This is a genomic window from Aeromonas sobria (assembly GCF_050266975.1).
Lineage (GTDB): Bacteria > Pseudomonadota > Gammaproteobacteria > Enterobacterales > Aeromonadaceae > Aeromonas > Aeromonas sobria_B.
Genome location: NZ_JBKISU010000056.1, coordinates 1 through 9,418, shown reverse-complemented (window position 1 = coordinate 9,418; position 9,418 = coordinate 1). Strand labels below are relative to the sequence as shown.

Below are 9,418 nucleotides of genomic sequence, written 5' to 3'. Positions count from 1 at the left end.
ACAATGGCTATGGGTTTATAACCATGAGCGGCCCAATATGGCGCTGGATGGTTATACCCCAAAGCAGCATCTGACAAAGGCTGCATGACCTCTACTTTTGAATGCCCCTAAAAATGGGGGGATTACCTAGCGAGCCGGTGAAGATCAACCTGAACGATAATGGGGTTTTAAGGGTCTGCAATGGCGGTGCAAGAGTGCCACCGGAACAGCTCGCTCTTTTAAGAAACCGGTTTGCACGCGCCAAAACGGACGCTGCAGGTTCTGGCCTGGGCCTCGCGATTGCCGATGCGATTGCTAAAGGTGCCGGCATGACCCTGCATCTCAGATCGCCGGCAACAGGACGGCAGGATGGTTTTGAAGCGGAGCTGAATCTGGCATGTATCTGACACTCACCGACATTGTGCTGCTGACGAGCATCATTCAATCGCTGGCTCTTGCCGTTTTTCTCCTACTTCCATCCAACAGTGGGCTCATATCTAACCGACTCCTGGTTGCCACTCTGGTGTTCTTCGCCGCCGGGCTGGGAGAGATCTTCCTCTATGGCAGCGGGCTTGCGCTCCAGTACCCAAACTTCGCCTACCTCGGAACACTCATCGGACTTCTACAAGCCGGCACGCTCTATCTATATGCGCAATCGCTGATGTATCAGAATTTCCAGTTAAGCGGGAAGCATCTCGTGCACACGTTGCTCTTCTGGGTGGTCGGCGCAATTTTTCTGATTGAATATTATTTACAGCCAAGCGAGACCAAAGTTCAGATTCTGCTTGAACGGGACCACCCGGGCGTACTTACCTCTCCCCTTCTTGCAGTCGCTATTCACGCGGTCTTTCTGGGCTACCTGTACGCGACTATTCGTGCGATTAACCGTTTCGGCCTTGGTATTCGACAGATTTTCTCGAGTATTGAAAACAAACAACTTGCGTGGTTACGGACGCTTCTGATCGGCTATGCAGTGGCTTGGACCGTGAGCATGATGTACTGCCTTACAGCGCATGTGTTTAGAAGCGTGCCCGGAACCGAGTGGGTGGCCGGCGCTGGCGCTGTAACGGGCTTCATTTTCATCAATTTTCTGATGATAAACTCTCTTCGCCAACCCGTTGTTTTCTCTGGATTGGCAGCAGACCAGGCCGCCTTGCTGGAAGAAGAGCCCACGCCGCAGTTTGATCAAACTTTAAAGGTCAGGCTCCAACAGTTAATGCACCAGGAAAAGCCCCACTTGCACCCCAACCTGACCCTGGAACAACTTTCACGGAAATTGGGCGCCCCTTCAAGAGAGGTTTCACGGGCCATTAACCAAGGCTTTGGCTGCAATTTCTTTGAGTTCGTCAGTCGCTATCGCATCGACGAGGCGAAATCGCGCCTGGCCGATGCAGCCAATCAGGCAAATATTCTGCAAACTATGTATGACTCTGGCTTCAACTCGAAGTCCGTATTCAACACTGCTTTCAAGAAAGAGACAGGATTTACCCCCAGTGAATATCGCCGACGAGCCCTGCAGGGCGATATCCGACCCTAGCCACGATCCTGAACCTGGCTACCCGGCGTTCGAGTACGCTCTCACCCGATACTGAAACCTCTAAACAGCTGAATTGTAGGTTTTTATTTCTAAACCATGGCATCGGTTCGGTTTCGTACTTGCGAACGATTCTTTGGCCTCCCTTCCGTACTCTGATTGCGAAGCGCCACCAAACCCGGTGCTCGTGAAGCTCAACGCAATATGAAGAGGTCATGTATGAAAACCAAATTACGCAAAACCGCTGTTCCCGCAGTGGCCGCAGCAATCTTCAGCCTGATGTTTGCCGGTAGCGCCCAAGCTCATTGTGATGCTCTGGACGGTCCCGTGATTACCGAAGCCCGTGCGGCACTGGAGTCAGGCAATGTTAAGCCCTTGCTCAAATGGGTGCCGGCAAAGGATGAGGCCGAAATCAAAAGGGTATTCGCCGATGTGCTCCAAGTCCGCGGGCAAAGCGAAACTGCGAAAAACATTGCCGATCAGCATCTGTTCTCGACGCTCGTTGAGGTTCATCGTGCCTCCGAAGGCGCACCCTTTACCGGCATCAAGCCTTCCGGACAGATTGATCCGGGTTTAATGGCGGCGGATGCGGCGTTGGAAAACGGGCAAATTGATCGCCTCGTGGCAAATATAACCCGCAAGATCGAGAACGGTATTCGTGAGCGTTATCATGAGGCTCAGCGTGCAAGGGCCATGGCTGATCAAAGCGTCGATAAGGGGCGTGCCTTTGTCGCTGACTACGTCAATTACATTCACTATATAGAGGGCGTGCATGGCGCTGCTGGAGGGCAGGGGCACTAATTCCTATCTTCACGCAGACGCAAAGCAGGCTGACGGCCTGCTTTGCCGTTGTATTCATTTCCAGTTTCGCCTTCGGCTGAATTGGTACCATCATTCTATTAAGGCGCATCAAAAAACATAAATGAACCCAACACCAATCTCCGCTTCATAATCATTCTGGGATATCGGGCTATCTGAGACGTCACTCCCATAAACTTCGTAAAGAGCTTCGCCGAAGATCTGCCAGTTCTTGTTCAGGTAGGGGTCAGCTCACGAAACGGAAAAAATCGTACGCTAAGACCTCTGCATGTTCCCGCAGTTCTTCGCCAACAAGCCGGTCGAGCGATTGATCGGCCCCGGGCTCTGCGCCGATGACCTTAATGATGATGTGCTCGGGCGCTGTCTGGATGCGCTGTTTGCGGCCGATGTGTCGACGCTTTATCAGGTGATGGCCGAGCAAGTGGTCGCCAAGCTGGGGCTCAAGCCCACGGCGGTGCATCTTGATATCACCAGCTTTCACGTCGATGGCGCCTATGACTGCGCCGATGGCGAACAGACCGGCCGGCTGCAACTGGTGCGGGGATACAGCCGTGACCATCGGCCAGAGCTCAATCAGGTGATCCTGGAGCTGATCTGTGAGAATCAGGCCGGCTTGCCGGTGTACCTGCAAGCGCTCAGTGGCAACAGCAACGATAACAGCGCCTTTCGCGAGACGGTTAATCGCCACCTGCGCAGCCTCAAGTCCGCGCAGGAGAGCCGCTATCTGGTCGGTGATGCAGCGCTGTACTGCGCCGAGACCCTGCACCTGTTGCATCATCAGCGCCAGCTGTTCATCACCCGCGTGCCGCGCACCCTGACGGAAGCACGGAATGCTGTGGCAGCCATTGGTGAGGCGCCGCTGACCGCGCTGGGCGATGGCTACCAGGGGCGCTGGCTGGATGCCGACTACGCGGATGTGCCGCAGCGCTGGCTGCTGGTGCGCAGCGAAAAGGCCAACCATGCCGAGCAGAAAACGCTGGCCAAGCACCTGCTGGGCGACAGCACCCGCGAGCTCAAGGCGTTCACCAAACTGTGCGCGCGGCGCTTTGCCTGTCAGGCCGATGCCGAAGCGGAGCTGGCGCGCTTTGCCAACGGGCTGAAACTACTGGAGATTGTGCAAGGCCACGTGCTGACGGAGCCCGTTTACGCCAGCGCCGGCAGACCCAAAAGCGGCCAGCAACCCGACAGCTATCAGTACCGCATCGAGGGTCAGGCCGCTACCTGCCTGGAACGGGTGGAGGAGGCCAACGCCCAGACGGGCGTGTTCATCCTGGCCACCAACGACCTGAGCGGCACCCTGACCATGGCCGAACTGCTGGCCACCTACAAGGCACAGCAAACGGTTGAGCGCGGCTTTCGTTTCCTCAAAAGCCCCGAGTTCCTGACCTCATCGCTCTATCTGAAAAAGCCGGAGCGCATTGAAGCCCTGTTGATGGTGATGACCTGCAGCCTGATGATTTACGCCGCGCTGGAGCACCGTATCCGCAAAGGGCTGGTTGCCCAAGGCCGCAGCGTGCCGGACATGAAGAAGAAACCGACGCAGAAGCCAACCGCCCGCTGGATCTTCCTGTGCTTTGGCGGGATCCACGAGTACAGCCTGGGGGGCGAACCAGCCCAAGTGACCGACATCAACACCGTTCAGGAGACCATCATCGACGTTCTCGGCCCTCGATACCGGCAGATTTATTCATGAAGCGGGTGCGGAATGTCGGGTTCCACTTTGGCTGAGCTCCATGTATTTCACAGAGCCCTTCGGAAAATCCTTGCGAACCAAAAGCACTTCATCAACCTGTCACGTCAGTGACACGACAGTGTCATCTCTCAGCTTTACCGTTCAATTGTAACTCGCAATACGGCGAGCTTATTTATTGCAAAAGGTGATCCTGTGGCGCCAACTCAATCAACCAATGTGATGCTTCGAGTCGAGAGTATGGGCGTAACCTACCCGGGAAACGTCCTCGCGCTCAAACCCACCAACGTTCACTTTCACAAGGGCGAATTCACCGTGCTACTGGGACTTTCAGGCGCGGGTAAATCCACTCTGCTTCGTTCACTGAATCACCTGGTTAAGCCCACAACCGGGAAGGTTGTGTCTGGCGAGTTTGGTGAACTGACCAACCGTAGAATCCTGCGACAGCACCGCAGCCGCACCGCCATGGTGTTCCAGCATCACCAGCTGATCGAACGATACACCGCGTTACAGAATGTGCTGACAGGCAGACTTGCGTATCACGGTACTTGGCGAAGCCTGCTTCCCCTGCCCCGGCAGGACCTGGAGTTGGCTCTGCAATGCCTCGACCGCGTAGGTCTGGCTGACAAAGCGCTTTCCCGAGTAGATCAGTTGTCCGGCGGCCAGCAGCAGCGGGTTGGAATCGCCAGAGCATTGGTGCAGCAACCATCCATGATTCTTGCCGATGAGCCCGTTGCCAGCCTGGATCCGGCCACTTCTGAAAAGGTACTCGGCCTACTGCGCGATATTTGTCAGGAAGATGGAATCACCGCGGTTATTTCCTTGCACCAATTGGAATACGCCCAGCGTTTTGCAGACCGGATCATCGGCCTTTCGAACGCTCATATCGTTTTTGACGATGCTCCTGAAAACCTGAAATCGAAACACCTGGACGAGATTTACCACCGTTCACCCAGCGTGGTAGCTGCGGAAGGCAAACCAGCCATCCATAAACCTAAGACCACCCCGATAACGACAGACGTACTGGAGATAGCACAATGAAGACAATGATTCACTCTTTGCTGGCTCTGATAATGATGCTCGGCATCCATTGGTCAGCCCATGCCGCAGATACAGACCCTGATCTTTTGAAAGTTGCCTTGCTGCCGGATGAGAACGCGTCAGAACTGATCAAGCGAAACCAACCTTTGAAGGATTACCTGGAAACCACTCTTGGTAAGGAAGTAGAACTGATTGTTACCACCGATTACTCCTCCATGATCGAAGCCATGCGTTTTGGCCGAATTGACCTGGCTTACTTTGGTCCGTTGTCCTATGTGATGGCCAAGAGTAAGAGTGACATTGAACCCTTTGCCGCCATGGTGGTAGACGGGAAGCCGACTTATCGCTCCATCATTATTGCCAATGCGGACTCTGGCGTTGGCTCCTTCGCGGATATCAAAGGCAAGAAAATGGCCTACGGTGACCGCGCATCCACTTCCAGCCACCTGATCCCCAAGACCGTACTCCTTGAGAAGGCAGAGCTCGAAGCCGGAAAGGACTATGAGGCTCATTTCGTCGGTAGCCATGACGCTGTTGCGGTTAACGTCGCCAATGGCAATGCCGACGCCGGAGGGTTGTCCGAAGTTATCTTCGAGCATGTGATGGACCGCGGTTTGATTGATCGGAGCAAGGTCAAAGTGCTGGGCTACAGCGGTGACTTTCCTCAATACCCCTGGGCCATGCGTTCGAACCTGGCCCCTGAGCTGAAGAGCAACATTCAGAAAGCCTTTCTGCAGATCGATGACCCGGAGATTCTCGACAACCTGAAGGCTGAGGGATTCGCGGCAATTACCGACGAAGATTACGATGTCATCCGCGCTATGGGTGGCCTGCTCAATCTTGATTTCGCAAAAATGTGAGGAGTGCCCCATGAACTATACAACGACGGAACCGGCGACTCTGTCGCCGGCCCCGTCGGCCTCCGTGCTGGATGAGCACGCGAAAGGCTGGCGGAAAAAACTCGGACAGTCGCTGTTAGTGCTGCTCATCATTTTTGTCGCAAGTTGGCACGTAGGGCTGCTCAATTTCAATACACTTGCCAATGGCGTGCCAGCCATAGGCACACTCATTGGCGAATCTCTTCCACCTGACTTCACCAATGTGGCCAGCTGGGTGTCGCCGTTAATCGACACGCTTGCGATGAGCATTGCCGGTACTGCCATTGCAGTAACCTTGTCTGTGCCACTGGCATTCCTGGCTGCGCGCAACACCTCTCCACATCCGGTGGTGTTCCAAGTAACTCGAACCCTTTTAAACGGTTTGCGTTCAGTCCCGGAACTGATCATGGGCATCATCTTCGTGGCTGCTGTTGGTTTTGGGGCGTTGCCTGGCGTACTGGCGCTCGGTCTTCACTCCATTGGCATGGTTGGAAAGTTTTTTGCCGAAGCGATTGAGCATGTAGATGAGGCGCCAGTGGAAGCGGCCGATGCTGCCGGCGCTACTCGCTTGCAGGTGCTCTATCACGCCGTGCTGCCACAAGTACTTCCTCAATTCGCGGACGTGTCCATTTATCGCTGGGAATACAATTTCCGTGCCTCGACCGTAATGGGCATGGTGGGTGCCGGTGGTATTGGCTTCGAATTGATGGGCTCGCTGAGAATCATGCAGTATCAGGAAGTCAGCGCCATTCTCATTGTCATCTTGTTGATGGTCACCGTCGTGGACAGTCTCAGTGGCCGCCTTCGTAAGAAATTCAAATAAGGACCGTCGATGAAACCCAAGGTTGTGATAACCCATAAGATCCATGACAGTGTTCTGGATGAACTTGCCCAAGATTGCGAGCTGGTCACCAACCAATCCGGCGCCACGTTGCCCCAGGAGGAAGTGGCTGCGCGCGTTGCAGACGCTGATGCGATGATGGCGTTCATGCCAGACCGAGTTGGAGTGGAGTTCCTACAGGGGTGTCCGCGCTTGAAGGTGATTGGTGCAGCCCTGAAAGGCTATGACAACTTTGATGTGGATGCCTGCACGCGTCATGGGGTTTGGCTGACATTTGTACCGGATTTGCTAACCGTGCCTACTGCAGAGCTAACGGTCGGGCTGACGATCAGTCTCACCCGACAAGTCAAGGCGGCGGACCACTTCGTTCGATCCGGTGAATTTACTGGCTGGACACCACGCTTCTATGGGCAGGGGATCGAAGGCTCACGGATTGGTATTGTGGGTATGGGGGCCATCGGCCAAGCGGTGGCGCAGCGCCTGAACGGATGGGGAGCGGATTTAATCTATTCCCAGCCGGAACGTTTACCCGTGCAGCATGAGCAGGCACTGGGTTTGTCCCATACTCCCCTCAAGATGCTGCTGGCCCAGTCAGATATTGTGATCCTGGCACTGGCGCTCAATGAGCAAACCCTCCACACCATTAATCGCGAAACGCTAACAGGAATGAAACCGGGCGCATTCCTTATCAATCCCTGCCGTGGATCTGTGGTGGATGAGGGTAGTGTTCTGCAAGCGCTTCAATCCGGTCAGTTGGGGGGGTACGCCGCTGATGTGTTTGAGATGGAAGATTGGGCGAGAGAAGATCGTCCGAGGGAGATCGCCCAGGGGCTCAGGGCCCACCCCAACACGCTGTTTACTGCTCACATCGGATCGGCAGTCAGCCAGGTGCGTCTGGCTATCGAGCAACGCGCTGCTCGGAACATTCTGCAAGTGCTTCGGGGTGAGCGGCCGGGTGATGCGATCAATGATCCCAGTGGCCGCGAGAGCGGCCCATGCTGAATCTTGTCTGGCTGAAGAGTTTCGTGGCGGTGCTGGACCACAACGGGTTTCAGGCCGCAGCCCGCCAGTTGGACATCGCACAACCCACACTGTCCCAGCACCTTCAAAAACTCGAAAACCAACTTGGCGTTTTATTGGTCCACAGGGGGCGCTCTGGCTGTGAGCCAACCCGGGCTGCCTTAACCTTGTTGCCTTTTGCCCGAAGTCTGCTCCGGCTGGAGGAGCAGGCGAGATCTTCCATTATGGAGGCTCGACTTCGCGTTGGGGCGAGCTCCAATATTGGGATTTATATGCTCCAGCCCTACATCCGTCGTTACAAGGAGCTGGGCGTAGGGCCCGAGGTGGATGTGGTAATAGATTCCAATCCGACTATTGCACGGCATTTATCGGACGGTGAGCTGGACGTGGCGATTATGGAGTGGTGGCATGATCTACCCGGATTCCATGCTCAGGCGTGGCGTAACGAGCCCGTTGTTCTAATCGTTCCGCCTGGTCACCCGTTAGCCCGTCGAACCGATATCGACCGCGATACGCTGTCTAACATGGCTCTGATCGGCGGCGAACCCGGCACCGGCACTGGCCGGCTTTTGGCGACCTACTTCGGTGAGCATGGGCCATTTCCGACGGTATCTATGCAGCTGGGTAGCACCGAAGCCGTCAAGCAAGCGGTTAAGGTCGGACTTGGCGCATCGTTGGTGCTTGAAAGTTCTGTACGGGAGGAGGTCCAAAATGGAAGTCTGGTGGCTATTCCCGTGAGTGAGCCTGGCCTTAGCAAGGAGCTGATGGTGATTTATCCGAGCAGCCTGGACAAACACAGGCCAGTATACTCGTTTGTTGGGCATCTCTGTGAATAGCTATTGGGTCCACCTCACGCATATCTAGCTGGGAATGCAGATACTGAGCCTCACGCTCACTTCGACAACGCAGTATTCCGTCATCTGCATATCGGCAGAATGGGATATCCGGATGACGAACGGTCAGCCAACGATCCAATGCATAATGCAGAAACAGGTTTGCCAGAACTGGCGATAACGGGCCACCTTGTGGTGTGCCAACGTTCCGTCGTTCCTGCTTACCATCTTTCGTCTGCATCGGTGCCGTTAGCCAGCGCCTCACATACAGCAGCACCCAGGATTCAGAGCAATGGTGGTCAAGGGCCTTGAGCAATAGCTCATGATCAATATGATCAAACAAGCCACGGATGTCATACTCCAGCACCCAGTCCCTTTCCCAGCACCGCTTTCGCGTGATCGCAAGCGCATCATGCGGGGATTTCCCGCGCCGATACCCGTACGAGTCCACATGAAAGACAGGTTCCAGGATAGGTTCCAGCGTCATAGTAACCACAGTTTGCGCTATACGATCGCTAAGGAAGGTGCGAATAAGCGGGGAAATTCTTCTCGGCTGACTCAGTCATTTCATTTTTTCAGTTTGAGCCGATTTTTTCTCCCGTAAATGCCTTGAATCAGCCTATTTAGACCGTTTCTTCGCCATTTAAGGCGTTATCCCCAGTTTTTAGTGAGATCTCTCCCACTGACGTATCATTTGGTCCGCCCGAAACAGGTTGGCCAGCGTGAATAACATCGCCAGTTGGTTATCGTTTTTCAGCAACCCCTTGTATCTGGCTTTCACGA

Annotated in this window: 10 protein-coding genes and 2 pseudogenes; 9 read left to right on the top strand and 3 right to left on the bottom strand. The window is 54.8% G+C overall.

Annotated elements, in window-relative coordinates:
- Positions 1–137 precede the first annotated feature (137 nt).
- The 3 genes from ACLHZ1_RS20010 (at position 138) to ACLHZ1_RS20000 (ending at position 2,314) form a co-directional block, all read left to right on the top strand.
- Complete coding sequence (locus ACLHZ1_RS20010) at positions 138–386, top strand: ATP-binding protein (protein ID WP_427263457.1); 249 nt, start codon at positions 138–140, stop codon at positions 384–386.
- Positions 377–1,516: a helix-turn-helix domain-containing protein gene (locus ACLHZ1_RS20005; protein WP_052816350.1), complete on the top strand. Its 1,140-nt coding sequence runs from the start codon at positions 377–379 to the stop codon at positions 1,514–1,516. The genes ACLHZ1_RS20010 and ACLHZ1_RS20005 overlap by 10 nt, the downstream gene beginning before the upstream one ends.
- 216 nt (positions 1,517–1,732) lie before the next feature.
- Complete coding sequence (locus ACLHZ1_RS20000) at positions 1,733–2,314, top strand: DUF6448 family protein (RefSeq protein WP_052816351.1); 582 nt, start codon at positions 1,733–1,735, stop codon at positions 2,312–2,314.
- Positions 2,315–2,422: 108 nt separating this feature from the next.
- Here the strand turns inward: ACLHZ1_RS20000 and ACLHZ1_RS19995 are convergent, their stop codons facing one another.
- Positions 2,423–2,551 carry a MipA/OmpV family protein gene (locus ACLHZ1_RS19995; RefSeq protein ID WP_077909722.1) on the bottom strand — a complete coding sequence of 43 codons (129 nt, stop codon included), beginning with the start codon at positions 2,549–2,551 and terminating at the stop codon, positions 2,423–2,425.
- 43 nt (positions 2,552–2,594) lie between these two features.
- On the opposite strand from ACLHZ1_RS19995, the pseudogene ACLHZ1_RS19990 reads away from it, so the two are divergent.
- From ACLHZ1_RS19990 to ACLHZ1_RS19965, 6 genes and pseudogenes are all read left to right on the top strand, one after another.
- Positions 2,595–4,025 (top strand): annotated as a pseudogene (locus tag ACLHZ1_RS19990) (IS1634 family transposase); the annotation flags it as partial.
- 219 nt (positions 4,026–4,244) lie between these two features.
- Positions 4,245–5,063, top strand: coding sequence for a phosphonate ABC transporter ATP-binding protein (gene phnC / locus ACLHZ1_RS19985; RefSeq protein ID WP_020833797.1), 819 nt, complete (start codon positions 4,245–4,247; stop codon positions 5,061–5,063).
- On the top strand, positions 5,060–5,923 hold the full coding sequence (gene phnD, locus ACLHZ1_RS19980; protein ID WP_011784780.1) for a phosphate/phosphite/phosphonate ABC transporter substrate-binding protein: 864 nt from the start codon (positions 5,060–5,062) through the stop codon (positions 5,921–5,923). Before phnC ends, phnD begins: the two co-directional genes overlap by 4 nt.
- A 10-nt stretch (positions 5,924–5,933) precedes the next feature.
- The gene (phnE, locus tag ACLHZ1_RS19975; protein ID WP_020833798.1) at positions 5,934–6,764 is read left to right on the top strand and encodes a phosphonate ABC transporter, permease protein PhnE; all 831 of its coding nucleotides are present in this window, start codon (positions 5,934–5,936) and stop codon (positions 6,762–6,764) included.
- Between the two features lie 9 nt (positions 6,765–6,773).
- Positions 6,774–7,784 (top strand): phosphonate dehydrogenase, encoded by a 1,011-nt coding sequence (locus ACLHZ1_RS19970; protein ID WP_011783502.1) that lies wholly within the window; start codon positions 6,774–6,776, stop codon positions 7,782–7,784.
- Positions 7,778–8,638, top strand: a complete 861-nt coding sequence (locus tag ACLHZ1_RS19965; RefSeq protein WP_011783503.1) for a LysR family transcriptional regulator — start codon at positions 7,778–7,780, stop codon at positions 8,636–8,638. Before ACLHZ1_RS19970 ends, ACLHZ1_RS19965 begins: the two co-directional genes overlap by 7 nt.
- On the opposite strand, the gene ACLHZ1_RS19960 is transcribed toward ACLHZ1_RS19965, so the two are convergent.
- Together ACLHZ1_RS19960 and ACLHZ1_RS19955 are read right to left on the bottom strand one after the other, a co-directional pair.
- Positions 8,553–9,143: a reverse transcriptase domain-containing protein gene (locus tag ACLHZ1_RS19960; protein ID WP_423221106.1), complete on the bottom strand. Its 591-nt coding sequence runs from the start codon at positions 9,141–9,143 to the stop codon at positions 8,553–8,555. The genes ACLHZ1_RS19965 and ACLHZ1_RS19960 overlap by 86 nt on opposite strands.
- A gap of 156 nt (positions 9,144–9,299) precedes the next feature.
- Positions 9,300–9,418, bottom strand: a pseudogene (locus tag ACLHZ1_RS19955) (IS5/IS1182 family transposase); the annotation flags it as partial.

What these genes read in the sequence shown, in the direction of transcription:
- ACLHZ1_RS19965 (WP_011783503.1), top strand. Translation starts at nt 7,778, where the DNA reads ATGCTGAATCTTGTCTGGCTGAAGAGTTTCGTGGCGGTGCTGGACCAC.
- ACLHZ1_RS20000 (WP_052816351.1), top strand. Translation starts at nt 1,733, where the DNA reads ATGAAAACCAAATTACGCAAAACCGCTGTTCCCGCAGTGGCCGCAGCA.
- phnC (WP_020833797.1), top strand. Translation starts at nt 4,245, where the DNA reads ATGCTTCGAGTCGAGAGTATGGGCGTAACCTACCCGGGAAACGTCCTC.
- ACLHZ1_RS19970 (WP_011783502.1), top strand. Translation starts at nt 6,774, where the DNA reads ATGAAACCCAAGGTTGTGATAACCCATAAGATCCATGACAGTGTTCTG.
- ACLHZ1_RS20005 (WP_052816350.1), top strand. Translation starts at nt 377, where the DNA reads ATGTATCTGACACTCACCGACATTGTGCTGCTGACGAGCATCATTCAA.
- phnE (WP_020833798.1), top strand. Translation starts at nt 5,934, where the DNA reads ATGAACTATACAACGACGGAACCGGCGACTCTGTCGCCGGCCCCGTCG.
- phnD (WP_011784780.1), top strand. Translation starts at nt 5,060, where the DNA reads ATGAAGACAATGATTCACTCTTTGCTGGCTCTGATAATGATGCTCGGC.